This window comes from Variovorax sp. 350MFTsu5.1, assembly GCF_048302515.1.
Lineage (GTDB): Bacteria > Pseudomonadota > Gammaproteobacteria > Burkholderiales > Burkholderiaceae_C > Variovorax > Variovorax guangxiensis.
On record NZ_CP157620.1, the window covers coordinates 2,572,019 to 2,596,052 of the forward strand.

The following is a 24,034-nucleotide window of genomic DNA, read 5'->3' on the forward strand; positions in this document are numbered from 1 at the left end:
GGGCTTAGGCCTGTTTAGTTGATTTGCAACTGCGTGGCCTGGCTCACCGGCACCAGCTTGCCGAGCTTCAGCGTGAGCACGCCGTTCTCGAGCTTCGCCTCGCTGGCGGCCACGTCGATGTCCTGCGGCAGCTCGTAGGCGGCCTTGAACTGGCGCTTGGCTTCGGCCTTGCTCTCGATGCGCAGCACGGCGCCTTCGATGCTGATGGCGAGGTCTTCACGCGCGAAGCCCGGCACGTCGAGAGAGAGGGTCCAGCTCTTGTCGTCCTGCTCCACCAGGGGCGAACGGCGGGTGCCTGCGAAGGCCTCTGCAGCGAAGCGCTCGAATGCGCGGTCGTAGGCGCGGGGAGCGAAGCGGGCGGTGCGAAGGGTGGGGGCGAAAAACATGGTGAAGAACTCTTGAATGAACACAATGGGGACAAGAAATGTGTGTCCCTTACACTGCGCGGCCGTTCCATCGTGAGTGCCGCTTGAGACCTCATCTAGGCGCAGCGGCACGCGTTTCAAGACAATGAATCCCCCCTTTAATTTGCGTCGCGAGACCTTGAAATTCGCGGCGCTGGCGCTATGCGCGAGGCCCTTCGCGGCGCTTGCTCAGACGCCTGCGGCACCCATTCGCCTGGCCCTCATCGAAAGCATGAGCGGGCCCTTCGCCAACACCGGGGAGGCCGTGTTCCGCAACCTGCTGTGGGCGGTGGAGCGCGTGAATGCGCGCGGCGGCGTCAAGCTGCCGGGCGTTCCAGGAGGCGCGCGGCCCCTGCATCTCGACCGCTACGACAGCAAGGGGCAGAACGAGGAAGCGCTCTCCGCGCTGCGCGCCGCGCTGGACGACGGCGCGCGCATCGTGCTGCAGGGCAACTCTTCGGCCACTGCCGCGGCATTGATCGACGCCATCGACAAGCACAACGAGCGCGACCCTTCGCGGCGCGCGATCTTCCTCAACTACGCGGCGGTCGACCCCGCACTCACCAACGAGCGCTGCAGCTTCTGGCACTTCCGCTTCGACGCGCATGCCGACATGCGCATGGCCGCGCTGATGGACGTGATGAAGGACGACGCGGCGCTCAAGCGCGTCTACCTGATCGGGCAGGATTACAGCTTCGGCCAGGCCGTGCTGCGCGAGGCGCGCCGGCAGCTGGGCGCGCAGCGGCCCGACGTGGAGATCGTCGGCGACGAGCTGCACCCCATGGGCAAGGTGAAGGACTTCGCGCCCTACGCCACGAAGATCATCGCCAGCGGTGCGCAGGCCGTGATCACCGGCAACTGGGGCAACGACCTCACGCTGCTGGTGAAGGCCGCTCGCGAGGCGGGTTTCGGCGGCAGCTTCTACACCTTCTATGGCAATGCGCTGGGCGCGCCGGCGGCCATCGCAGACGCGGGCATCGGGCGCGTGGTGGCCGTGGCCGACTGGCTGCCCAACGTGCAGACGGCGCAGTCGGAAGCCTTCTACCGGGCCTTCCGCGCACGCTTTCCGAAGCCTTCGGACGACTACGTGCATATGCGGCTGCAGCTCATGGTCGAGGCGCTCGCGCAGGCCATCGAGCGCGCGGGCAGCGCCGATGCGTTGCCCGTGGCGCGCGCTCTGGAGCAGGCCGACGTGAGCATGTACGGCCAGCGCGGGCGCATGCGCGCGGCGGACCACCAGTTCCAGCAGCAACTCGTGGTGGGCGTGATGGACAGGCAGGGCCGGCCGGGCGTGCAGTTCGACGTGGAAGGCTCGGGCTACGGCTTCCGCGTGGTCAAGACCATCGCCCCGGAGCGCGCCGAACTGCCGACCTCGTGCAAGATGAAGAGACCTTGAAGCTGATGACGAACAACAGGAACTGCCTACATGCGTGAAGCCATCCACAACCTCGAAGCATCGAAGATCCGCGAAGTCGCCAATGCCGGCATGGGCCGCGACGACGTGCTGGCCTTCTGGTTCGGCGAGAGCGACGAAGTCACCCCCGAGGTGGTCCGCCAGGCGGCCATCGAATCGCTGCAGCGCGGCGAGACCTTCTATGCCCACAACCTCGGCCTGCCCGAGCTGCGCGAAGCCATCGCGCGCTACACCAGCGCGCTGCACCCCGCCGTCGAGGCATCGCGCATCGCCGTCACTTCGGGTGGCGTGAGCGCGCTGATGCTGGCGGTGCAGGCGCTGGTCGATGCGGGCGACGAGGTGGTCGCCGTCACGCCGGTGTGGCCCAACCTCACGGCGCAGCCCGCGATCATGGGCGCGCACGTGCGCACGCTGCCGCTGGTGCCGGTGAACGGGCAGTGGACGCTCGACCTGCCGGCGCTGCGCGCGGCGGTCACCTCGAAGACCAGGCTGCTGATCGTCAACGCACCGAACAACCCGACGGGCTGGACCATGAGCCGCGACGAGCTGCAGGCCGTGCTCGACCACTGCCGCCAGACGGGCACGTGGATCCTGGCCGACGAGGTGTACGAGCGGCTCTATTTCGAGCCCACGCCCAACGCCTGCGCGCCGAGCTTTCTCGACATCTCGAAGCCGGACGACCGGCTCGTGGTCACGCACAGCTTCTCCAAGAGCTTCCTGATGACCGGCTGGCGCCTCGGCTGGTTGGTGCTGCCGCCGTCGATGGTGGAGGGCATCGGCAAGCTGATCGAGTTCAACACCTCGTGCGCCAGCGTGTTCACGCAGCGCGCAGCCATTGCCGCCATCGAGCACACCGCCGAGATCACGCCGCGCGTGGTGGCGCACCTGAAGCAGTGCCGCGATACGCTGGTGCCGCTGCTGGCCGCGCTGCCGGGCGTGCAGGTGGCGCCGGCCAAGGGCGGCATGTACGCCTTCTTCCGGCTCGAAGGCTTCGGCGACTCGCTCGAAGTGGCCAAGCGGCTGGTGGCCGAGGCCGGCCTGGGGCTCGCGCCGGGCAATGCCTTCGCGCCCGAGGCGCAGGGCTGGCTGCGCTGGTGCTTCGCGTCGAAGGATCCGCAGCGGCTGGTGAAGGGCGTGGAGCGGCTGCGCGACTGGCTGGCGCGGCAGAAGTAACACCGGCTGCAACACGGCCGGTCGGCCGGCTGCAATTTCGTTCAATACGCGGCGCGGCCGGGCCGCGAAGCTCGGGCTTTTCTCCACGAAGGCGGAAGGTCCGGGATGTCGCAACGGTTCAAGGGCATGGCGCTTTGTGCGCTGGCAATGGTCACGGTAGGCAGCACGGTGGTGGCCAGCAAGGTCATCGCGGCGGGGCTGCCGCCTTTCACCGCGACGGCGCTGCGCTTCGCGCTGGCGCTGCCGGTCTTTCTCGTGCTGCTGCGGTTGACCCGTACGCCATTGCCGCGGCCCGATCGGCGCGACCTGGCGCTGCTGGTGTGCCAGGCGGGGCTGGGGAGCGTGGGTTACACGGTGCTGCTGATCCTCGGCGTGCGCTGGGCGCCGGCCGCCAGCGCGGGCGTGGTGGCGGGCACCTTGCCGGCGGTGGCCGCGCTGGTGGCGGTGGTCGCGCTGCGGGAGCGGCCGGGGCGGTATCTGGTGGGCAGCATCGTGCTGGCGACGGTGGGGGTGCTGGCGATCAGCTGGCCCGGGGGCGGTGCGGCGGCTGGATCGAGCTCCCCGGCGGCGCTGGCAGGCAACCTGCTGGTGCTGGGTGCGGTGATCTGCGAGGCGATGTTCATCCTGCTCAACAAGCGGCTGCGGGTTCCGGTGCGGCCGCTGGCGCTTTCTACGCTGATGACGGCGTTCGGGCTGTTGCTTTCGCTGGTTCCGGCTCTTTTCGAGCGGGCCTGGGAGCGGCCTTTGCCCGCCGAGGCGCTGGCCGGCGTCGCCTACTACGCGCTGGTGCCCACGGTACTGGGCTTCGTACTGTGGTTTGCCGGGTCTTCCCGGCTGAACGGGGCAGAGGCGGCGCTGTTCACGGCCGTCCTGCCGGTCTCGGCGCTGGTGCTGGCGGCGCTGTGGCTGGGCGAAAGCATCAGCGCGGCGCAGATCGGCGGGGCGGCCTGCGTGCTGGGCGCGGTGGGGCTGGCGTCGCTCGACGGGAGGCCTGCCCGTGCTTCCAAGGGGGGTAAAAGAGCCGGGCGGGGCGGTCGGGCTATAATCCCAAGGCTTTGCATGCCGCAAGGCGCACGGCGAGGGCAGTTCCAGTCCTGGCCGCAAGTCAAACATCCAGGAACAAGGAAATCAACATGATCGCAGCCTCCATCAAGGCCGAAGTTGTCAAGGACAACGCCCGCGCCGCCAACGACACCGGCAGCCCCGAAGTGCAAGTCGCACTGCTGACCGCCCGCATCAACGAGCTCACCCCCCACTTCAAGACGCACGCCAAGGACCACCACGGTCGTCGCGGCCTGCTGCGCATGGTGAGCCGCCGTCGCAAGCTCCTCGACTACCTCAAGTCCAAGGACGCCGATCGTTACACCGCGCTGATCGCCAAGCTGGGTCTGCGCAAGTAATCCAAATCGCATGAAAAAACGCCTGGGTTAGTCCGCTAGCTCAGGCGTTTTTTACTTCGCGATCCACTTTCGGAGTGCCCAAACAGAGCGAAGCTGTGTCATTCCAATGAAGTTCGCCCCGAGCTTCGCTGGAATGGCATCGTGTTCTGAGAAGCCTCCGTCACCTGCGGACTCCGTGTGGTTCGCTATCAAAACAGGAGCAAAACATGAGCCTCTTCAACAAAGTCACCAAGTCGTTCCAATGGGGCGGCAAGACCGTGGTCATGGAAACGGGCGAGATCGCCCGCCAGGCCAGCGGCGCCGTGCTCGTCGACATCGAGGGCACCGTCATCCTCGCAACCGTGGTCGCCTCCAAGTCGGCCAAGCCCGGCCAGGACTTCTTCCCGCTGACCGTCGACTACATCGAGAAGACCTATGCCGCGGGCAAGATCCCCGGCAGCTTCTTCAAGCGCGAAGCCAAGCCCAGCGAGCATGAAACGCTGACCAGCCGCCTGATCGACCGCCCGATCCGTCCGCTGTTCCCCGAAGGCTTCCTGAACGAAGTGCACGTGGTCGTGCACACGATCTCGCTGAACCCCGAAGTCGACGCCGACATCGCCGCCATGATCGGCGTGAGCGCCGCCCTGTCGATCTCCGGCGTGCCGTTCAACGGCCCGATCGGTGCCGCCCGCGTGGGCTACATCAACGGCCAGTACGTGCTGAACCCGGGCCAGACCGCCCGCAAGGATTCGCAAATGGACCTCGTCGTGGCCGGCACGCAAGCCGCCGTGCTGATGGTCGAGTCCGAAGCCCTGCAGCTCAGCGAAGAAGTCATGCTGGGTGGCGTGGTGTTCGGCCACGAGCAGGCCAACATCGCCATCGACGCGATCCATGAACTCGTGCGCGACGCCGGCAAGCCGGTGTGGGACTGGCAAGCGCCCGCCGAAGACGAAGCCTTCGTCGCCAAGGTCAAGGGCCTGGCCGAAGACAAGCTGCGCGCCGTCTACCAGATCCGCAGCAAGCAGGCCCGCACCCAGGCCCTGCGCGAAGCCAACGCCAGCGTGCTTGAGGCCCTGAAGGCCGAAGGCGCCGAATTCGACTCCGGCAAGGTCTCCGACCTGCTGTTCGCCATCGAATCGAAGATCGTGCGCAGCCAGATCCTGTCGGGCGAGCCGCGCATCGACGGCCGCGACACGCGCACCGTGCGTCCCATCGAAATCCGCAACTCGGTGCTGCCCCGCACCCACGGCTCGGCCCTGTTCACGCGCGGCGAGACGCAGGCGCTGGTCGTGACCACGCTGGGCACCGAGCGCGACGCACAGCGCATCGACGCGCTGGCCGGCGAGTACGAAGACCGCTTCCTGTTCCACTACAACATGCCTCCCTTCGCCACCGGTGAGGTGGGCCGCATGGGCTCCACCAAGCGCCGCGAAGTGGGCCACGGCCGCCTGGCCAAGCGCGCGCTGGTCGCCGTGCTGCCGAACAAGGAAGAGTTCCCGTACACGGTCCGCGTGGTGTCGGAGATCACCGAGTCGAACGGCTCGTCGTCGATGGCATCGGTGTGCGGCGGCTGCCTCTCGATGATGGACGCCGGCGTGCCCATGAAGGCGCACGTGGCCGGCATCGCCATGGGCCTGATCAAGGAAGACAACCGCTTCGCGGTGCTGACCGACATCCTGGGCGACGAGGATCACCTGGGCGACATGGACTTCAAGGTGGCCGGTACGACCAACGGCATCACCGCCTTGCAGATGGACATCAAGATCCAGGGCATCACCAAGGAAATCATGCAGGTCGCGCTGGCACAGGCCAAGGAAGCGCGCATGCACATCCTCGGCAAGATGCAGGAAGCGATGGGCGAGGCCAAGTCCGACGTGTCGCAGTTCGCACCGCGCCTGACCACGCTGAAGATCAACCCCGAGAAGATCCGCGACGTGATCGGCAAGGGCGGCGCGGTCATCCGCGGCCTGCAGGAAGAAACCGGCACGACGATCAACATCGACGAAGACGGCACCATCACCATCGCCTCGACCGATCCGGAAAAGGCCGAGATGGCCAAGAAGCGCATCGAGCAGATCACGGCCGAAGTCGAAATCGGCAAGGTCTACGAAGGCCCGGTCACCAAGATCCTGGACTTCGGTGCGCTCATCAACCTGCTGCCCGGCAAGGACGGCCTGCTGCACATCAGCCAGATCGCGCACGAACGCGTCGAGAAGGTGACCGACTACCTGAGCGAAGGCCAGATCGTGAAGGTCAAGGTCCTCGAGACCGACGACAAGGGCCGCGTCAAGCTGTCCATGAAGGCCCTGACCGAACGTCCGGCCGGCATGGAGTTCAGCGAGCGTCCCCCGCGCGAAGACCGTGGTGACCGCGGCGAGCGTCGTGAACGCGGCGATCGTGGCGACCGCGGTGATCGCGGCGAGCGTGGTGGTGACCGCGGCGGCGATCGCGGCGAACGCGCGCCTCGCTTCAACGAACAGCAGCAACAGCCGCGCAGCGAAGCGCCGGCCGGCGAGCAGCCGCAGCAGCAAGCTCCGCGCGAGCCTCAGGAGTAAGAAGGGCGCGAGGGTGGCGGCTGTGCATGCAGCCGCCATTGCTGCCTCTTCATCTTTTGAACGTCAAGCTGCGCCCCATCTGCGGGCGCTGGAGGCCGAAAGACCATGAAAGCCATTGAAATCACTTCGTACGGCGCCCCCGAGGTGCTGCGCGTCGCCGAGCGTCCCGACCCCGTCGCGGGCGCCGGCGAACTGCTGATCCGCGTTGCGGCGAGTGGCGTCAATCGCCCCGACGTGTTGCAGCGCAAGGGGCACTACCCGGTGCCGCCGGGCGCGTCCGATCTGCCGGGCCTCGAAGTGGCTGGCGAGATCGTGTCGGGCGATGCCGCGGCGCTGGCAGAGGCCGGATTCAAGGTCGGCGATCGCGTCTGCGCGCTGATTGCCGGCGGTGGCTATGCCGAGCTGTGCGTGGCGCCCGTGGCGCAATGCCTGCCAGTGCCCAAAGGGTGGAGCGATCTCGAAGCGGCTTCGCTGCCCGAGACCTTCTTCACCGTCTGGAGCAACGTGTTCGAACGCGGCCGCCTCCAGAAGGGTGAGACGCTGCTCATTCAGGGCGGCTCGAGCGGCATCGGCGTCACGGCGATCCAGATCGCCAAGGCGCTCGGCGCGACCGTGATCGTCACGGCCGGCAGCGACGACAAGTGTGAAGCCTGCCTCAAGCTCGGCGCCGACCACGCCATCAACTACCGCACCAGCGACTTCGTCGAAGAGGCGAAGAAGCTCACGGACGGCAAGGGCGTGGACGTGGTGCTCGACATGGTCGCCGGCGACTACGTGGCGCGCGAGGTCGAATGCCTGGCCGAAGATGGCCGTCTGGTCATCATCGCGGTGCAGGGCGGCGTGAAGAGCGAGATCAATGCGGGTCTCGTGCTGCGCAGGCGGCTCACGATCACCGGCTCGACGCTGCGTCCGCGGCCCGTGGCGTTCAAGGGCGCCATTGCCAGGGCGTTGCGCGAGAAGGTGTGGCCGCTGCTGGAAAGCGGCGCGATCAAGCCCGTGATCCACAGCACCTTTGCCGCGGCGGGTGAGCCAAGCGGCGCGGCCCAGGCTCATGCGCTGATGGAATCGAACCAGCACATCGGCAAGATCGTGCTGACATGGTGACGAGAAGAACGCGATGACAACGAAGAAGAAACTGATCGCCGGCAACTGGAAGATGAACGGCGGCCTGGCTGCCAACGAGGCGCTGGTGAAGGCCCTCCAGCAGGGCCTGGCCGCGAGCCCGGCCGCCTGCGACGTGGCGCTGTGCGCGCCCGCTCCGTATTTCGCGCAGCTGCAGTCGCTGCTGGCGGCTTCGCCGGCCTTGGCGCTCGGCGCGCAGGATGTCTCGGCGCACCCGCAAGGCGCGTTCACGGGCGAGCAATCGGCCGCGATGCTGAAGGACTTCGGCGTGCGCTATGCGATCGTCGGCCACTCCGAGCGTCGCCAGTACCACGGCGAGAGCGACGAAGCGGTTGCTGCCAAGACCGCGGCTGCGCTGGCCAACGGCATCACGCCGATCGTCTGTGTGGGCGAGACCCTTGCGCAGCGCGAAGCAGGGCAGACCGAAGAGGTGGTCAAGCGCCAGCTGGCTGCCGTCATTCACGTGAACGGCCATTGCATCAGCGAGATCGTGGTGGCTTATGAGCCTGTCTGGGCCATCGGCACAGGCAAGACGGCCACGCCGGAGCAGGCGCAGGCAGTGCACGCGGTGCTGCGCGCGCAACTGCATCACGCGGCGAGCGAACATGCCGCAGGCATCCGCATTCTTTATGGCGGCAGCATGAATGCGGCGAACGCCGCGGAACTGCTCGCGCAGGCCGACATCGACGGCGGCCTCATCGGCGGTGCGTCGCTCAAGGCGCCCGACTTTCTGCAGATCATTTCCGCCGCTGCGCGTTGAACGCGCAACGGTTTGCATCAAATTAGGAGTAAGAACGAATGAACGTGGTCCTCAACCTTCTGGTCGGCGTGCAGATGCTGGCAGCCCTCGCGATGATCGGCCTCATCCTGATCCAGCACGGCAAGGGCGCCGACATGGGCGCGGCCTTCGGCAGCGGCAGCGCCGGCAGCCTGTTCGGTGCCAGCGGCAGTGCCAACTTCCTGTCGCGCACCACGGCAGTGCTTGCCGCGGTGTTCTTCGCTTGCACGCTGCTGCTGGCCTACTTCAGCCATGCGCGTCCTGCTGGCGGCGGCAGTCTTCTGGAGCGTGCCGCAGTGGGTGCGCCTGCTGCGCCGGCCTCTGGTGCTGCGAACGAGATCCCCGGTGCGGCAGCTCCGAATGCGCCTGCTTCGGCTCCTGCAGCCCCTGTTTCGGGTGCGGGGCAGATTCCGGGCAAGTAATCAACTCGTTTTCATGAGTTGCCCGTGAGAAATGGCTCCATTTCAGGGTAAACTCTAAATCTGTTCGGAAAGCCAAATTCCTCTTGCAGGTACCTCATGCCATCCGAGCAGCAAAAACCGCGGTCGTGGTGAAATTGGTAGACACGCTATCTTGAGGGGGTAGTGGCGAAAGCTGTGCGAGTTCGAGTCTCGCCGACCGCACCAAATCTCATCGGCGGAAAGCCTCATCCAGAGGTTCTTCCTGCCGGTGGCAAGCGGTGAAAAACTCTCGATGAATCTCGACTCCTACCTCCCCGTCCTTTTGTTCATTCTGGTCGGAGTCGGCGTAGGCGTCGCCCCTCAGGTCATCGGATACATTCTCGGCCCCAACAGGCCCGACACCGCGAAGAACTCCCCGTACGAGTGTGGCTTTGAGGCCTTCGAGGATGCGCGCATGAAGTTCGACGTGCGCTATTACCTCGTCGCGATTCTCTTCATCCTGTTCGACCTCGAAATTGCATTCCTCTTTCCATGGGCTATTGCGCTCAAGGAAATCGGCGCTGTTGGCTTCTGGGCCATGATGATCTTTCTCGCCATCCTCGTCGTGGGCTTCGCCTACGAGTGGAAAAAGGGCGCGCTCGACTGGGAATGACAAGGAAGAAACACGATGGCCATTGAAGGCGTTCTCAAGGAAGGCTTCGTCACCACGACCTACGATTCGGTCGTCAACTGGGCGAAGACTGGTTCTCTCTGGCCGATGACCTTCGGCCTTGCATGCTGTGCGGTGGAGATGATGCACGCGGGCGCCGCGCGCTATGACATCGACCGCTTCGGCATGCTGTTCCGCCCCAGCCCGCGCCAGTCCGACCTGATGATCGTGGCCGGCACGCTGTGCAACAAGATGGCTCCAGCCCTGCGCAAGGTCTACGACCAGATGCCGGAGCCGCGCTGGGTTCTCTCCATGGGTTCGTGCGCGAATGGCGGTGGCTACTACCACTACAGCTATTCGGTCGTGCGCGGCTGCGACCGCATCGTGCCGGTCGATGTCTACGTTCCGGGTTGCCCGCCCACCGCCGAGGCCTTGCTCTACGGCGTGATCCAGTTGCAGCAGAAGATTCGCCGCACCAACACCATTGCCCGCGCCTGAGGGACCGCCGACGATGACTGACTTTGCAATTTCGCCGGAGGTGCTGCGCGCCACCGTCGCCGAGACGCTCGGCGCCAAGGCCAAGAGCGTGACCGTCGCCCTCGACGAGGTGAACGTGGTGGTCGGCGCTGCCGACTACCTCGAGGCTGCACTGCTGCTGCGCGATGCGCCCGGCTGCCGCTTCGAGCAGCTGATCGACCTCTGCGGCATGGACTACTCCGACTACCGTGACGGCGAATGGCAGGGCGGGCGCTATGGCGTCGTCTCCCATCTGCTGTCGGTGAGTCTCAACCAGCGCGTGCGCCTGACGGTGCTCGCATCGAGCGACGACTTCCCCGTGGTCGACTCGCTGCAGTCCGTGTGGAACTCCGCCACCTGGTTCGAGCGCGAAGCCTTCGACCTCTATGGCATCGTGTTCGAAGGCCACGACGACCTGCGCCGCCTTCTGACCGATTACGGCTTCATCGGCCACCCGTTCCGCAAGGACTTCCCGGTGTCGGGCCATGTCGAGATGCGCTACGACGAAGAGCAGAAGCGCGTGGTCTACCAGCCGGTTTCCATCGAGCCGCGCGAAATCACCCCGCGCGTGATCCGCGAAGACAACTACGGCGGCGGTTTGCACTGACTGATATGGCCGAAATCAAGAACTACACACTCAACTTCGGTCCCCAGCACCCGGCAGCGCACGGCGTGCTGCGCCTGGTGCTCGAGCTGGACGGCGAGGTCATCCAGCGCGCCGACCCCCACATCGGCCTGCTGCACCGCGCCACCGAGAAGCTTGCCGAAACGCGCACCTTCATCCAGTCGCTGCCGTACATGGACCGTCTCGACTACGTGTCGATGATGAGCAACGAGCATGCCTACTGCCTGGCCATCGAGCGGATGCTGGGCCTCGAGGTGCCGGAGCGCGCGCAATACATCCGCGTGATGTTCGCCGAGATCACCCGCCTGCTGAACCACCTGCTGTGGCTCGGCGCGCACGGCCTCGACTGCGGCGCGATGAACATGCTCATCTACTGCTTCCGCGAGCGCGAAGACCTGTTCGACATGTACGAGGCCGTTTCCGGCGCGCGCATGCACGCGGCGTACTTCCGTCCGGGCGGCGTGTACCGCGACCTGCCCGACGCGATGCCGCGCTACAAGGTCAGCAAGGTCAAGAACGCGAAGGCCATCGAGAAGCTCAACGAGAACCGCCAGGGGTCGCTGCTCGACTTCGTCGATGACTTCTGCAAGCGCTTCCCGAAGATGGTCGACGAGTACGAGACGCTGCTCACCGACAACCGCATCTGGAAGCAGCGCACCGTCGGCATCGGCGTGGTCTCGCCGGAGCGCGCGCTGAACCTCGGCTTCACCGGCCCCATGCTGCGCGGCTCGGGCATCGAATGGGACCTGCGCAAGAAGCAGCCCTACGACGTCTACGACCGCATGCAGTTCGACGTGCCCGTGGGCAAGACCGGCGACTGCTACGACCGCTACCTGGTCCGCGTCGAGGAGATGCGCCAGGCCAACCGGATCATCCAGCAGTGCTCGGCCTGGCTGCGCGCCAACCCCGGTCCTGTCATCACCGACAACCACAAGGTCGCCGCGCCCGCGCGCGAATCGATGAAGGCGAACATGGAGGAGCTGATCCACCATTTCAAGCTCTTCACCGAAGGCTTCCATGTGCCCGAAGGCCAGGCCTATGCCGCCGTCGAGCATCCGAAGGGCGAGTTCGGCATCTATCTCGTGAGCGACGGCGCCAACAAGCCGTACCGCCTGAAGATCCGCGCCCCTGGTTTCCCGCACCTAGCCGCCCTCGACGAAATGTCGCGCGGTCACATGATCGCCGACGCTGTCGCGGTGATCGGCACGATGGACATCGTGTTCGGCGAGATCGACAGGTGAGAAAGAGCGAATGACTTCCTCGACCCACCATGACACGGCGCCCTCGGCGCCTTCTGCCCCTCTGGAGCCTGCGATCCTCGAGCGCTTTGCGCGCGAGGTGGCGAAGTACCCCGAAGCGGGCAAGCAGTCGGCCGTGATGGCCTGCCTGTCCATCGTCCAGCAGAACGAGGGCTACGTCAGCCTGCAGCGCGAGCGCGAGATCGCCGAGTACCTCGGCATGGCGCCCATTGCCGTGCACGAGGTGACGACCTTCTACAACATGTACAACCAGCATCCGGTGGGCAAGTTCAAGCTCAACGTGTGCACCAACCTGCCTTGCCAGCTGCGCGACGGCGTCACGGCTCTCGTGCACCTCGAGAAGAAGCTCGGCATCAAGATGGGCGAGACCACGCCCGACGGCCTGTTCACCCTGCAGCAGAGCGAATGCCTGGGCGCCTGTGCCGATTCGCCCGTGATGCTGGTCAACGACCGCACGATGTGCAGCTTCATGAGCAACGAGAAGCTCGACCAGCTGGTCGACGGCCTGCGCAACGCCGCGCCGGCCACCAAGGGGGAGGCTTCCTGATGTCACCCGAACAAGTGCTCCAGCAGTTCCAGGCGACGGGCGTCCAGACCTGTTTCCATGACCGCCATATCGAGCCGCAGATCTATGCCGGCCTCGACGGCACCAACTGGCGCCTGGCCGACTACGAGGCGCGCGGCGGCTACCAGGCCCTGCGCAAGATCCTGACCGAGGGCCTCACGCCCGACCAGGTGATCGCCGAAGTGAAGGCCTCCGGCCTGCGCGGCCGCGGCGGCGCGGGCTTCCCGACCGGCCTGAAGTGGAGCTTCATGCCCCGCCAGTTCCCGGGCCAGAAGTATCTCGTCTGCAACTCCGACGAAGGCGAGCCGGGTACGTGCAAGGACCGCGACATCCTGCAGTTCAACCCGCACATCGTGATCGAGGGCATGGCCATCGCCGCTTACGCGATGGGCATCAGCGTGGGCTACAACTACATCCACGGCGAGATCTTCCAGACCTACGAGCGCTTCGAGGAAGCCCTTGAAGAGGCGCGTGCCGCCGGCTATCTCGGCGACAAGATCATGGGCAGCACGTACAACTTCCAGTTGCACGCGGCCCACGGCTTCGGCGCCTACATCTGCGGCGAGGAAACCGCGCTGCTCGAATCGCTGGAAGGCAAGAAGGGCCAGCCGCGCTTCAAGCCGCCGTTCCCCGCCAGCTTCGGCCTGTACGGCAAGCCCACCACCATCAACAACACCGAGACCTTCGCGGCGGTGCCCTGGATCATCCGCAACGGCGGCCAGGCCTACCTCGAGTGCGGCAAGCCGAACAACGGCGGCACCAAGATCTACTCGGTGAGCGGCGACGTCGAGTTGCCCGGCAATTACGAAGTCCCGATGGGCACCCCTTTCTCCAAGCTCCTGGAGCTGGCCGGCGGCGTCCGCAAGGGCCGCACGCTGAAGGCGGTGATTCCCGGCGGTTCGTCCGCTCCGGTGCTGCCCGCGTCGATCATGATGGAATGCACGATGGACTACGACTCCATCTCCAAGGCCGGCTCGATGCTGGGCTCGGGCGCCGTCATCGTGATGGACGACAGCCGTTCGATGGTCGAGTCGCTGCGCCGCCTGTCGTACTTCTACATGCACGAGTCCTGTGGCCAGTGCACGCCGTGCCGCGAAGGCACCGGCTGGCTCTACCGCGTGGTGGACCGCATCCACAATGGGCAGGGCAGGGCGTCCGACATGGACCTGCTGAACTCGGTGGCCGACAACATCCAGGGCCGCACGATCTGCGCCCTCGGCGACGCGGCGGCAATGCCGGTGCGCGCCATGATCAAGCACTTCCGCCATGAGTTCGAGGCCCTGATCCCGGGCTACGTACCGAAAGCGCCCGTCAAGGCCTGAGCGCGAGAAATACACATATGGTTGAAATCGAACTCGACGGCAAGAAGGTCGAAGTCGCCGAAGGCAGCATGGTCATGCACGCTGCCGACAAAGCCGGCACGTACATCCCGCACTTCTGCTATCACAAGAAACTGAGCATCGCGGCCAACTGCCGCATGTGCCTCGTGGACGTGGAGAAGGCGCCCAAGCCGATGCCGGCTTGCGCCACGCCCGTCACGCAGGGCATGATCGTTCGCACCAAGAGCGAGAAGGCCATCAAGGCGCAGCAGTCGGTCATGGAGTTCCTCCTGATCAACCACCCGCTGGATTGCCCGATCTGCGACCAGGGCGGCGAATGCCAGCTGCAGGACCTGGCCGTCGGCTATGGCGGTTCCTCTTCGCGCTACGAAGAGGAAAAGCGCGTCGTCTTCCACAAGGACGTCGGCCCGCTGATCAGCATGGAAGAGATGAGCCGCTGCATCCACTGCACGCGCTGCGTCCGCTTCGGCCAGGAAGTGGCCGGCGTGATGGAGCTCGGCATGTCGAACCGCGGCGAGCACTCCGAAATCGAAACCTTCGTGGGCGACTCGGTCGACTCCGAACTCTCGGGCAACATGATCGACATCTGCCCGGTCGGCGCGCTCACGAGCAAGCCCTTCCGCTACAGCGCCCGCACCTGGGAACTGTCGCGCCGCAAGTCGGTAAGCCCGCACGACTCCACCGGCGCCAACCTGATCGTCCAGGTCAAGAACAACCGCGTGATGCGCGTGGTGCCGCTCGAGAACGAAGACGTCAACGAATGCTGGATCGCCGACCGCGACCGCTTCTCGTACGAAGCGCTCAACGGCCCCGAGCGCCTGACGCAGCCCATGCTGAAGCAGGGCGGCCAATGGCAGCAGGTCGACTGGCAGACGGCACTCGAGTACGTCGCCAACGGCCTCAAGCAGATCAAGGCCGACCACGGCGCGCAGAGCATCGGTACGCTGGTCAGCCCGCACAGCACGCTCGAAGAGCTGCAGCTCGCCGCCATGCTCACGCGTGAGCTCGGCAGCGACAACATCGACTACCGCCTGCGCAATGCCGAATTCGCCGCCTTCGAAGGCGTGCGCTGGCTCGGCACTTCCATCGCGTCGCTCACGCAGCTGCAGCGCGCGCTCGTCGTGGGTTCGAACCTGCGCAAGGAGCACCCGCTGTTCGCGCAGCGCATCCGCCAGGCCGTGCGCAAGGGCGCCGCGCTGTCGGTGATCACTTCGGCCAGCCTGATGGCCGACCGCGACGCCTGGGCCATCAACGTGGCGCAGTCGACCATCGTCGATGCCGGCGAGTGGGTCGAGGCGCTGGCCGCGGTGGCTGCAGCCATCGGCGAAACCAGTGGCGCGGCCGCTCCTCTGGCTCCGAAGAACGCACCGGACGACGTCGCCAAGGCGATCGCTGCCTCGCTGCTGAGCGGCGATCGCAAGGCCATCCTGCTCGGCAATGCAGCCGCGCACCACGCACAGGCCAGCAGCCTGCTGGCGCTGGCCAACTGGATCGGCGCGCAGACCGGCGCCACCGTCGGTTACCTGACCGAGGCGGCCAACACCGTGGGCGCGCAGATCGTCGGCGCGTTCCCGAAGAACGGCGGCCTCGATGCCGGCCGCATGCTCGCCGCTGGCTCGGGCCTGAAGGCCGTGATGCTGCTGAACACCGAGCCGGTGTTCGACTCGGCAGCCGGCGCAGCCGCGGCCGATGTCATCGGCAATGCGCAAATGGTCGTCACGCTGAGCCCCTTCAAGGCAAACCTCGAATTCAGCGACGTGCTGCTTCCGATCGCCCCGTTCAGCGAAACGCCCGGCACCTTCGTCAACGCCGAGGGCCGCGTCCAGGGCTTCCACGCCGTGGTGAAGCCCCTGGGTGAGACCCGTCCGGCCTGGAAGGTGCTGCGGGTGCTGGCCAACCTGCTGGGCCTGCCCGGCTTCGCGTTCGAGTCGACCGCCGAAGTGCTGGCCACCGTGGGTGAGAAGGGCGCCGTGCCCGCGAATGCGCTGAGCAACGCCACGTCCGCCACTGCGGTCGCTGCCGACGGCGCGGCTGCTGCGCCCGTGGTCGCGAGCATCTACCAGCTGGATTCGATCGTGCGCCGCGCACCATCGCTGCAACTGACCGCCGACGCGCGCAACGCATCGGCCGGCTCCAACGTGACGGCTGGTGCCGAGGAGGCATTGGCATGATCGTCGACACCATTCACGGCTTCGGCCAGGGCCTGGTGGCCGCGGGCTGGTGGACCGGCGTGATCTGGCCGGTGATCTGGACGCTGATCAAGATCATCATCGTGGTCATCCCGCTGATGCTGGCCGTGGCGTACCTCACGCTGTGGGAACGCAAGGCCATCGGCTTCACGCAGATCCGCATCGGCCCGAACCGCATCGGACCGCTGGGCCTGCTCCAGCCGATCGCCGACGCGCTCAAGCTGATGACCAAGGAAATCATTCTTCCGACGGTCGCCAACAAGGGCCTGTTCCTGCTCGGCCCGATCATGACCATCATGCCGGCGCTCGCCGCATGGGCGGTGATTCCCTTCGGCCCCGACGTGGCGCTGGCCAACATCAACGCCGGCCTGCTGTTCGTGATGGCCATCACCTCGCTCGAGGTGTACGGCGTGATCATCGCCGGCTGGGCGTCGAACTCGAAGTACGCCTTCCTTGGCGCGCTGCGCGCCTCGGCACAGATGGTGAGCTACGAAATCGCGATGGGCTTCTGCTTCGTCGTGGTGCTGATGGTCACCGGCAGCCTGAACATGACCGAGATCGTCAACGTGCAGGGCAAGGGCATGTTCGCGGACATGGGTATCAGCGTCCTGTCGTGGAACTGGCTGCCGCTGCTGCCGATCTTCGTCGTCTACTTCATCTCGGGCCTCGCCGAAACCAACCGCCACCCCTTCGACGTGGTGGAAGGCGAATCCGAAATCGTGGCCGGCCACATGATCGAGTACTCGGGCATGAGCTTCGCGATGTTCTTCCTGGCCGAATACGCCAACATGTGGCTCGTCTCGATCCTGACCGTGGTGCTGTTCCTCGGCGGATGGCTGCCCCCGTTCGAGTTCCTGAGCTTCATTCCGGGCTGGATCTGGCTGGGCCTCAAGACCTTCTGCGTGGTCACCATGTTCCTGTGGGTGCGTTCGACGTTCCCGCGCTTCCGCTATGACCAGATCATGCGTCTGGGCTGGAAGATCTTCATTCCCGTCACGCTCGTGTGGCTGGTCGTGGTCGGTGGCTGGATGCAGACGCCGTTCAACATCTGGAAATAACAGGGAGCGCCAACATCATGTCTGCTGCGCACACCGCAACACCATCCGCGCCTTTCTCGCTCAAGGACTTCCTGAGCAGCTTCATGCTGTTCGAGCTGTTCAAGGGCCTGGCCATCACCGGCAAGTACGCCTTCGCCCGCAAGATCACGGTGCAGTTCCCCGAAGAGAAGACGCCGCTGTCGCCGCGCTTCCGCGGCCTGCACGCGCTGCGCCGCTACGAGAACGGCGAAGAGCGCTGCATCGCCTGCAAGCTCTGTGAAGCCGTCTGCCCGGCGCTGGCGATCACCATCGAATCGGACGTGCGCGACGACGGCTCGCGCCGCACGACGCGCTACGACATCGACCTGACCAAGTGCATCTTCTGCGGCTTCTGCGAAGAGAGCTGTCCGGTCGACTCGATCGTCGAGACGCACATCTTCGAATACCACGGCGAAAAGCGCGGCGACCTGTACTTCACCAAGGACATGCTGCTGGCCGTGGGCGACCGCTACGAGAAGGAAATCGCAGCGAACAAGGCGGCCGACGCCAAGTACCGCTGACCCGGTTCAGCCCGAAACCCGTACCAATTCGAATTCCAATGGACGTCAAGACCGGTCTGTTCTATCTGTTTGCCGTGGTGCTGCTGTTCGCAGCATTCCGCGTCATCACCGCCCGCAACCCCGTGTACGCCGCGCTGTACCTGGTTCTGGCCTTCTTCCAGGCATCGGCCATCTGGCTGCTGCTGCGCGCCGAGTTCCTCGCGATTTCGCTCGTGCTCGTGTATGTGGGCGCCGTGATGGTGCTGTTCCTGTTCGTGGTGATGATGCTGGACATCAACGTCGACAGCTTGCGGGAGGGCTTCTGGAAGCACTTCCCGCTGGCGGCGGGCGTAGGTGCGCTGATCGCGCTCGAGATGGCGGCGGTGCTCATGGGCGGCTTCCGCCTGGGCGAGGCACCCCGCGCCGCGGCCAATGCGGCAGCGGCCAACACCTCCAATACGCTCGAACTGGGCAAGCTGCTCTACTCCGAATATCTCTATCCGCTGGAAATCGCCGCGGTCATCCTGCTCGTGGCCATCGTGGCCGCCATCGCACTGACGCTGCGCACCCGCAAGGACAGCAAGTACGTCAACCCGGCCGACCAGGTTCGCGTGAAGGCACGCGACCGCGTGCGCATCGTGCAGATGCCGGCAACGCGTGCCGCGGAGCCTGTGGTCGAAGCTGCGGACGCTGCAAAGGAAAACAAGGCATGACGCTCACGCTCGGACACTTTCTTTCGCTCGGCGCGATGCTTTTCGCGCTGTCCGTGATCGGCATCTTCCTGAACCGCAAGAACCTGATCGTCCTGCTGATGGCCATCGAGCTGATGCTGCTGGCGGTCAACATGAACTTCGTGGCCTTCTCGCACTTCCTGGGCGACATGCATGGCCAGATCTTCGTGTTCTTCATCCTGACGGTGGCCGCGGCCGAGTCGGCGATCGGGCTGGCGCTGCTGGTCCTGCTGTTCCGTAACAGGTCGAACATCAACGTCGACGAACTCAACTCGCTCAAGGGTTGACAGCAACATGAGCGCAACCCTTTCCGCATCCACACTGCTGGCCGTTCCGCTGGCACCCCTGGTCGGCGCAGCCCTGGCCGGCGTGTTCGGCACGAAGTTCGGCGGCAATCACATCGGCCGCAAGGTCACGCATTCGCTGACCATTCTCGGCGTGCTGGTCGCCTTCATCATCTCGGCGATGACGCTCAAGAGCGTGATAGCCGACGGTGCCCGCTTCAACCAGACCATCTACGAATGGATGGTGGTCGGCGGCCTGAAGATGGAAGTCGGCTTCATGGTCGACGGCCTCACCGCCATGATGATGTGCGTCGTGACCTTCGTGTCGCTGATGGTCCACATCTACACCATCGGCTACATGGAAGAGGACGACGGCTACAACCGTTTCTTCGCGTACATCTCGCTGTTCACCTTCTCCATGCTGATGCTCGTCATGAGCAACAACATGCTCCAGCTGTTCTTCGGCTGGGAGGCGGTGGGCCTGGTGTCGTACCTGCTGATCGGCTTCTGGTTCAACAAGCCGACCGCGATCTTCGCGAACATGAAGGCCTTCCTGGTCAACCGCGTGGGCGACTTCGGCTTCATCCTCGGCATCGGCCTGATCGCGGCCTACGCCGGCACGCTGAACTACACCGAAGCCTTCGCCAAGGCGGGCACGCTGGCCGGCATCACCTTCCCGGGCACCGAGTGGATGCTCATCACGGTGATCTGCATCTGCCTGTTCATCGGCGCGATGGGCAAGAGCGCGCAGTTCCCGCTGCACGTGTGGCTGCCCGACTCGATGGAAGGCCCGACCCCCATCTCGGCGCTGATCCACGCGGCGACCATGGTGACGGCCGGCATCTTCATGGTGGCGCGCATGTCGCCGCTGTTCGAGCTGAGCGACACGGCCCTGAGCTTCATCCTCGTGATCGGCGCCATCACCGCGCTCTTCATGGGCTTCCTGGGCATCATCCAGAACGACATCAAGCGCGTGGTCGCGTACTCGACGCTCTCGCAGCTCGGCTACATGACGGTGGCGCTCGGTGCCTCGGCCTACTCGGTCGCGGTGTTCCACCTGATGACGCATGCTTTCTTCAAGGCGCTGCTGTTCCTCGGCGCCGGCTCGGTCATCATCGGCATGCACCACAACCAGGACATCCGCTGGATGGGCGGCGTGCGCAAGTACATGCCGATCACCTGGATCACCTCGCTGCTGGGTTCGCTGGCCCTGATCGGCACGCCGTTCTTCTCGGGCTTCTACTCGAAGGACAGCATCATCGAGGCTGTGCACGAAAGCCACCTGTGGGGCGCGAACTTCGCCTACTACGCGGTGCTGGCCGGCGTGTTCATCACCGCGTTCTACTCGTTCCGCATGTACTTCCTGGTCTTCCACGGCAAGGAACGCTACGACCAGAACCCCGATGCACACCATGACGACCATGGCCACGGTCATGACGATCACGGCCATGGCCACGACCACAAGCCGCACGAGTCGCCCTGGGTGGTCTGGCTGCCGCTGGTGCTGCTGGCGATTCCTTCGGTGGTGATCGGCTTCATGACGATCGAGCCGATGCTCTTCGGCGAGTTCTTCAAGAACGCGATCTTCGTGGACGCTTCCAAGCATCACGCGATGAAGGAGCTGGAAGAAGCCTTCCACGGTCCGGTGGCCATGGCCATGCACGGCCTGCAGACGGCGCCGTTCTGGCTGGCGCTGGCCGGCGTGGTCCTGTCCTGGTACATGTACATGATCAACCCGGCGCTGCCGGCGGCGATCAAGCGTGCCTTCGGCCCGATCTACCGCCTGCTCGAGAACAAGTACTACATGGACTGGTTCAACGAGAACGTCATCGCCCGCGCCACGCGCGCCCTGGGTACCGGCCTGTGGAAGGGCGGCGACCAGGCCCTGATCGACGGTGCCGTGGTGAACGGTTCGTGGAAGGTCGTGGGCCGTATCTCTGGTGTGGTGCGCTGGATGCAGTCGGGCTACATCTATCACTACGCCTTCGCGATGCTGCTCGGCGTCTTCATCCTGATGACGTACTTCGTCTGGTTCAAACGCTGAGCCTAGCGCTGGAGAAAAAGAAAAATGGGTTTGTTGAGCCTTGCCATCTGGGTGCCGATCGCATTCGGTGCCGTGCTGCTGGCGTTTGGCCGTGACGAGCACGCCAGGGGCGTGCGCTGGGTCGCGCTCGTCGGTTCCATCGTGAGCTTCCTGGTCACGGTGCCGCTGTTCACGCGCTTCCAGAACGGCACCGCCGCGATGCAGTTCGTCGAGAAGACGGGCTGGATCTCGCGCTTCAACGTCAACTACCACCTCGGAGTCGACGGCCTGTCGCTCTGGCTGGTGCTGCTGACGTCGTTCATCACGGTCATCGTGGTGATCTCGGCCTGGGAAGTGATCACCGAGCGCGTGAACCAGTACATGGGCGCGTTCCTGATCCTGTCGGGCCTCATGATCGGCGTGTTCGCCGCGCTCGACGGCGTGCTGTTCTACGTGTTCTTCGAAGCCACGCTGATCCCGATGTACCTGATCATCGGCATCTGGGGCGGCCCGAACAAGATCTACGCGGCGTTCAAGTTCTTCCTCTACACCTTGCTCGGCTCGCTGCTGATGCTGGTGGCGCTGATCTACCTGTACAACAAGTCGGGCGGCAGCTTCGACATCCTGTCGTGGCACAAGCTGCCGCTGGGATCGACCGCGCAGACCTTCCTGTTCTTCGCCTTCTTCGCGGCCTTCGCCGTGAAGGTTCCGATGTGGCCGGTGCACACCTGGCTGCCCGACGTGCACGTCGAGGCGCCGACCGGCGGCTCCGCCGTGCTGGCCGCGATCATGCTGAAGCTGGGTGCCTACGGTTTCCTGCGCTTCTCGATGCCGATCGCCCCCGACGCCTCGCACGAATGGGCCTGGCTCATGATCGCGCTGTCGCTGATCGCGGTGATCTACGTGGGCCTGGTCGCGCTGGTTCAGCAGGACATGAAGAAGCTGGTGGCCTATTCGTCGGTGGCCCACATGGGTTTCGTGACGCTCGGCTTCTTCATCTTCAATGAGCTGGGCGTGTCCGGCGGCATCGTGCAGATGATCGCCCACGGTTTCGTCTCGGGCGCCATGTTCCTGGGCATCGGCGTGCTGTACGACCGCGTGCACTCGCGCCAGATCGCCGACTACGGCGGCGTGGTGAACACCATGCCCAAGTTCGCCGCGTTCGCGCTGCTGTTTGCCATGGCCAACTGCGGCCTGCCGGGCACCGCCGGTTTCGTGGGCGAATGGATGGTGATCCTGGGCGCCGTGAAGGCCAACTTCTGGATCGGCCTGGGAGCAGCCACCGCGCTGATCTTCGGCGCCGCCTATACCCTCTGGATGTACAAGCGCGTGTATCTGGGCCCGGTCGGCAACGACCACGTGAAGGAACTCAGCGACATCAATTCGCGCGAATTCCTGATGCTGGCGCTGCTGGCCATCGCCGTGCTGTGGATGGGCCTGTTCCCGAAGCCGTTCACCGACGCGATGGACGCCTCCGTGACCGAGCTGCTGCGCCACGTGGCAGTCTCGAAGCTGCCCTCCTGATGCCACGCTGAAGAAGAGAACGAGATGATTGACAAACTCAGCTGGGTCACGATCTACCCCGAAATCGTGTTGCTGGTCATGGCCTGCATCATTGCGCTGGTCGACCTGTCGGACACGAGCCCGCGCCGCACCCGTACCTATGTCCTGACGCTGCTCACGCTGGCCGTGGTCGCAGTGCTGTCGGGTCTGCAGGCTTCCGAAGCCAAGACCATCTACGGCTTCGGCGGCATGGTCGTCAGCGACCCGATGGGCAACTGGCTCAAGTGCTTCGCCACCGTCGCCCTGATGATCACGCTGGTCTACGGCCGTCCCTACGCGGCCGATCGCGAGATGCTGCGCGGCGGCGAGATGTTCACCATCAGCATGTTCGCGCTGCTGGGCATGTTCGTGATGATCTCGGGCAGCAACTTCCTGCTGATCTACCTGGGCCTCGAACTGCTCACGCTGTCGAGCTACGCGCTGGTGGCGCTGCGCCGCGACAACGCGGTGGCCAGCGAAGCCGCCATGAAGTACTTCGTGCTCGGCGCCATGGCCAGCGGTTTCCTGCTCTACGGCCTGTCCATGATGTACGGCGCCACCGGTTCGCTCGACGTGAACGAGGTCTTCAAGACCATCGCAACCGGCAAGGTCAACCACCAGGTGCTGGTGTTCGGCCTCGTGTTCATCGTCGCCGGCCTGGCTTTCAAGGTGGGCGCAGCCCCGTTCCACATGTGGGTGCCCGACGTCTACCAGGGCGCTCCGACGGCGATCACGCTGCTGATCGGCGCGGCGCCCGAGCTGGCCGCCTTCGCGATCATCATCCGCCTGCTGGTCGACGCGCTGCAGCCGCTGGCCATCGACTGGCAGCAGATGCTCGCCGTGCTGGCCATCGCCTCGCTGCTGGTCGGCAACCTGGCCGCCATCGCGCAGAGCAACCTCAAGCGCATGCTGGCCTATTCGACGATCTCGCAGATGGGCTTCATGCTCCTCGGCCTGGTCGCCGGTTCGGACCAGCAGGGCACCTACAACGCCCAGTACGCCTACAGCGCCGCGATGTTCTACATCGTGACCTACGTGCTGACCACGCTCGCGAGCTTCGGCATCATCCTGCTGCTGGCGCGCGAAGGCTTCGAGAGCGAGGAAATCACCGACCTCGCCGGCCTGAACCAGCGCAGCCCGCTGTACGCCGGCGTGATGTCGATCGCGATGTTCTCGCTGGCCGGCCTGCCGCCGCTGGTCGGCTTCTACGCGAAGCTGGCCGTGCTGCAGGCGCTGATCGCCTCGGGCCACGCCATCTACATCGGCCTGGCCGTGTTCGCGGTGATGATGTCGCTGATCGGCGCCTTCTACTACCTGCGCGTGGTCAAGGTCATGTACTTCGATGCGCCCGTCACGGCCACCACCGTGTCGGCACCGCGCGACGTGCGTACCGTGCTGACGATCAACGGCGCGCTGATCCTGATCCTGGGCATCGTGCCCGGCGGCCTGATGACGCTGTGCTACGACGCCATCGTGGCGACGCTGGCCCACTGACGCGGCCGACCTAGG

The 24,034-nt window shown here is 65.2% G+C and carries 23 protein-coding genes and 1 tRNA gene; 23 read left to right on the forward strand and 1 reads right to left on the reverse strand.

Translation table 11 applies throughout. The annotated features are described in order from the left end of the window. Positions 1 to 14: 14 nt before the first annotated feature. The gene (locus ABL843_RS11505) at positions 15 to 386 is read right to left on the reverse strand and encodes an Hsp20/alpha crystallin family protein (protein WP_126018280.1); all 372 of its coding nucleotides are present in this window, start codon (positions 384 to 386) and stop codon (positions 15 to 17) included. A gap of 124 nt (positions 387 to 510) precedes the next feature. Between ABL843_RS11505 and ABL843_RS11510 the strand changes: the two genes are divergently transcribed. The 23 genes from ABL843_RS11510 (at position 511) to nuoN (ending at position 24,019) form a co-directional block, all read left to right on the forward strand. After that, entirely contained in the window at positions 511 to 1,800 is a 1,290-nt protein-coding gene (locus ABL843_RS11510; protein ID WP_418119950.1) for a branched-chain amino acid ABC transporter substrate-binding protein, read from the forward strand. A 30-nt stretch (positions 1,801 to 1,830) separates the two neighbouring features. After that, positions 1,831 to 2,991: a pyridoxal phosphate-dependent aminotransferase gene (locus ABL843_RS11515; protein ID WP_418119951.1), complete on the forward strand. Its 1,161-nt coding sequence runs from the start codon at positions 1,831 to 1,833 to the stop codon at positions 2,989 to 2,991. Between the two features lie 105 nt (positions 2,992 to 3,096). Continuing rightward, positions 3,097 to 4,128: a DMT family transporter gene (locus ABL843_RS11520; protein WP_418119952.1), complete on the forward strand. Its 1,032-nt coding sequence runs from the start codon at positions 3,097 to 3,099 to the stop codon at positions 4,126 to 4,128. After that, entirely contained in the window at positions 4,125 to 4,391 is a 267-nt protein-coding gene (gene rpsO / locus ABL843_RS11525) for a 30S ribosomal protein S15 (RefSeq protein WP_007837783.1), read from the forward strand. The genes ABL843_RS11520 and rpsO overlap by 4 nt, the downstream gene beginning before the upstream one ends. 206 nt (positions 4,392 to 4,597) lie before the next feature. After that, entirely contained in the window at positions 4,598 to 6,925 is a 2,328-nt protein-coding gene (gene pnp, locus ABL843_RS11530) for a polyribonucleotide nucleotidyltransferase (RefSeq protein ID WP_418119953.1), read from the forward strand. A gap of 105 nt (positions 6,926 to 7,030) precedes the next feature. Beyond that, positions 7,031 to 8,029, forward strand: coding sequence for an NAD(P)H-quinone oxidoreductase (locus tag ABL843_RS11535; protein WP_369658638.1), 999 nt, complete (start codon positions 7,031 to 7,033; stop codon positions 8,027 to 8,029). A 13-nt stretch (positions 8,030 to 8,042) separates the two neighbouring features. Then, positions 8,043 to 8,807: a triose-phosphate isomerase gene (gene tpiA / locus ABL843_RS11540; protein ID WP_184636544.1), complete on the forward strand. Its 765-nt coding sequence runs from the start codon at positions 8,043 to 8,045 to the stop codon at positions 8,805 to 8,807. A gap of 38 nt (positions 8,808 to 8,845) precedes the next feature. Further along, entirely contained in the window at positions 8,846 to 9,247 is a 402-nt protein-coding gene (gene secG / locus ABL843_RS11545) for a preprotein translocase subunit SecG (RefSeq protein ID WP_126018292.1), read from the forward strand. A gap of 119 nt (positions 9,248 to 9,366) precedes the next feature. Beyond that, positions 9,367 to 9,451, forward strand: a tRNA-Leu gene (locus ABL843_RS11550). Positions 9,452 to 9,518: 67 nt separating this feature from the next. Beyond that, positions 9,519 to 9,878, forward strand: coding sequence for an NADH-quinone oxidoreductase subunit A (locus ABL843_RS11555; RefSeq protein WP_026346262.1), 360 nt, complete (start codon positions 9,519 to 9,521; stop codon positions 9,876 to 9,878). A gap of 15 nt (positions 9,879 to 9,893) precedes the next feature. Further along, entirely contained in the window at positions 9,894 to 10,373 is a 480-nt protein-coding gene (locus tag ABL843_RS11560; protein WP_007837763.1) for a NuoB/complex I 20 kDa subunit family protein, read from the forward strand. Positions 10,374 to 10,386: 13 nt separating this feature from the next. Beyond that, entirely contained in the window at positions 10,387 to 10,998 is a 612-nt protein-coding gene (locus ABL843_RS11565) for an NADH-quinone oxidoreductase subunit C (RefSeq protein ID WP_126018294.1), read from the forward strand. 5 nt (positions 10,999 to 11,003) lie between these two features. Further along, positions 11,004 to 12,257 (forward strand): NADH-quinone oxidoreductase subunit D, encoded by a 1,254-nt coding sequence (locus ABL843_RS11570; RefSeq protein ID WP_126018296.1) that lies wholly within the window; start codon positions 11,004 to 11,006, stop codon positions 12,255 to 12,257. Positions 12,258 to 12,267: 10 nt separating this feature from the next. Beyond that, positions 12,268 to 12,822 (forward strand): NADH-quinone oxidoreductase subunit NuoE, encoded by a 555-nt coding sequence (gene nuoE / locus ABL843_RS11575; protein ID WP_240650452.1) that lies wholly within the window; start codon positions 12,268 to 12,270, stop codon positions 12,820 to 12,822. Then, positions 12,822 to 14,162, forward strand: a complete 1,341-nt coding sequence (nuoF, locus tag ABL843_RS11580; RefSeq protein ID WP_369658637.1) for an NADH-quinone oxidoreductase subunit NuoF — start codon at positions 12,822 to 12,824, stop codon at positions 14,160 to 14,162. Before nuoE ends, nuoF begins: the two co-directional genes overlap by 1 nt. A 17-nt stretch (positions 14,163 to 14,179) precedes the next feature. Next, positions 14,180 to 16,351, forward strand: coding sequence for an NADH-quinone oxidoreductase subunit NuoG (gene nuoG / locus ABL843_RS11585; RefSeq protein WP_369658636.1), 2,172 nt, complete (start codon positions 14,180 to 14,182; stop codon positions 16,349 to 16,351). Continuing rightward, the gene (gene nuoH, locus ABL843_RS11590) at positions 16,348 to 17,427 is read left to right on the forward strand and encodes an NADH-quinone oxidoreductase subunit NuoH (protein ID WP_418119954.1); all 1,080 of its coding nucleotides are present in this window, start codon (positions 16,348 to 16,350) and stop codon (positions 17,425 to 17,427) included. The genes nuoG and nuoH overlap by 4 nt, the downstream gene beginning before the upstream one ends. Positions 17,428 to 17,444: 17 nt before the next feature. Further along, positions 17,445 to 17,966 (forward strand): NADH-quinone oxidoreductase subunit NuoI, encoded by a 522-nt coding sequence (gene nuoI / locus ABL843_RS11595; RefSeq protein ID WP_019653385.1) that lies wholly within the window; start codon positions 17,445 to 17,447, stop codon positions 17,964 to 17,966. A 38-nt stretch (positions 17,967 to 18,004) separates the two neighbouring features. Next, on the forward strand, positions 18,005 to 18,658 hold the full coding sequence (locus tag ABL843_RS11600; RefSeq protein ID WP_126018304.1) for an NADH-quinone oxidoreductase subunit J: 654 nt from the start codon (positions 18,005 to 18,007) through the stop codon (positions 18,656 to 18,658). Then, on the forward strand, positions 18,655 to 18,963 hold the full coding sequence (gene nuoK, locus ABL843_RS11605; RefSeq protein ID WP_093204819.1) for an NADH-quinone oxidoreductase subunit NuoK: 309 nt from the start codon (positions 18,655 to 18,657) through the stop codon (positions 18,961 to 18,963). Before ABL843_RS11600 ends, nuoK begins: the two co-directional genes overlap by 4 nt. A 7-nt stretch (positions 18,964 to 18,970) precedes the next feature. Beyond that, the gene (nuoL, locus tag ABL843_RS11610; RefSeq protein ID WP_418119956.1) at positions 18,971 to 21,004 is read left to right on the forward strand and encodes an NADH-quinone oxidoreductase subunit L; all 2,034 of its coding nucleotides are present in this window, start codon (positions 18,971 to 18,973) and stop codon (positions 21,002 to 21,004) included. Positions 21,005 to 21,028: 24 nt separating this feature from the next. Then, entirely contained in the window at positions 21,029 to 22,507 is a 1,479-nt protein-coding gene (locus ABL843_RS11615; protein ID WP_184636550.1) for an NADH-quinone oxidoreductase subunit M, read from the forward strand. Between the two features lie 24 nt (positions 22,508 to 22,531). Continuing rightward, entirely contained in the window at positions 22,532 to 24,019 is a 1,488-nt protein-coding gene (nuoN, locus tag ABL843_RS11620) for an NADH-quinone oxidoreductase subunit NuoN (protein ID WP_418119957.1), read from the forward strand. Positions 24,020 to 24,034 lie beyond the last annotated feature (15 nt).

Coding starts and splice junctions, on each gene's coding strand:
- ABL843_RS11505 (WP_126018280.1), bottom strand. CDS start 386: ATGTTTTTCGCCCCCACCCTTCGCACCGCCCGCTTCGCTCCCCGCGCC.
- ABL843_RS11510 (WP_418119950.1), top strand. CDS start 511: ATGAATCCCCCCTTTAATTTGCGTCGCGAGACCTTGAAATTCGCGGCG.
- ABL843_RS11515 (WP_418119951.1), top strand. CDS start 1,831: ATGCGTGAAGCCATCCACAACCTCGAAGCATCGAAGATCCGCGAAGTC.
- ABL843_RS11520 (WP_418119952.1), top strand. CDS start 3,097: ATGTCGCAACGGTTCAAGGGCATGGCGCTTTGTGCGCTGGCAATGGTC.
- rpsO (WP_007837783.1), top strand. CDS start 4,125: ATGATCGCAGCCTCCATCAAGGCCGAAGTTGTCAAGGACAACGCCCGC.
- pnp (WP_418119953.1), top strand. CDS start 4,598: ATGAGCCTCTTCAACAAAGTCACCAAGTCGTTCCAATGGGGCGGCAAG.
- ABL843_RS11535 (WP_369658638.1), top strand. CDS start 7,031: ATGAAAGCCATTGAAATCACTTCGTACGGCGCCCCCGAGGTGCTGCGC.
- tpiA (WP_184636544.1), top strand. CDS start 8,043: ATGACAACGAAGAAGAAACTGATCGCCGGCAACTGGAAGATGAACGGC.
- secG (WP_126018292.1), top strand. CDS start 8,846: ATGAACGTGGTCCTCAACCTTCTGGTCGGCGTGCAGATGCTGGCAGCC.
- ABL843_RS11555 (WP_026346262.1), top strand. CDS start 9,519: ATGAATCTCGACTCCTACCTCCCCGTCCTTTTGTTCATTCTGGTCGGA.
- ABL843_RS11560 (WP_007837763.1), top strand. CDS start 9,894: ATGGCCATTGAAGGCGTTCTCAAGGAAGGCTTCGTCACCACGACCTAC.
- ABL843_RS11565 (WP_126018294.1), top strand. CDS start 10,387: ATGACTGACTTTGCAATTTCGCCGGAGGTGCTGCGCGCCACCGTCGCC.
- ABL843_RS11570 (WP_126018296.1), top strand. CDS start 11,004: ATGGCCGAAATCAAGAACTACACACTCAACTTCGGTCCCCAGCACCCG.
- nuoE (WP_240650452.1), top strand. CDS start 12,268: ATGACTTCCTCGACCCACCATGACACGGCGCCCTCGGCGCCTTCTGCC.
- nuoF (WP_369658637.1), top strand. CDS start 12,822: ATGTCACCCGAACAAGTGCTCCAGCAGTTCCAGGCGACGGGCGTCCAG.
- nuoG (WP_369658636.1), top strand. CDS start 14,180: ATGGTTGAAATCGAACTCGACGGCAAGAAGGTCGAAGTCGCCGAAGGC.
- nuoH (WP_418119954.1), top strand. CDS start 16,348: ATGATCGTCGACACCATTCACGGCTTCGGCCAGGGCCTGGTGGCCGCG.
- nuoI (WP_019653385.1), top strand. CDS start 17,445: ATGTCTGCTGCGCACACCGCAACACCATCCGCGCCTTTCTCGCTCAAG.
- ABL843_RS11600 (WP_126018304.1), top strand. CDS start 18,005: ATGGACGTCAAGACCGGTCTGTTCTATCTGTTTGCCGTGGTGCTGCTG.
- nuoK (WP_093204819.1), top strand. CDS start 18,655: ATGACGCTCACGCTCGGACACTTTCTTTCGCTCGGCGCGATGCTTTTC.
- nuoL (WP_418119956.1), top strand. CDS start 18,971: ATGAGCGCAACCCTTTCCGCATCCACACTGCTGGCCGTTCCGCTGGCA.
- ABL843_RS11615 (WP_184636550.1), top strand. CDS start 21,029: ATGGGTTTGTTGAGCCTTGCCATCTGGGTGCCGATCGCATTCGGTGCC.
- nuoN (WP_418119957.1), top strand. CDS start 22,532: ATGATTGACAAACTCAGCTGGGTCACGATCTACCCCGAAATCGTGTTG.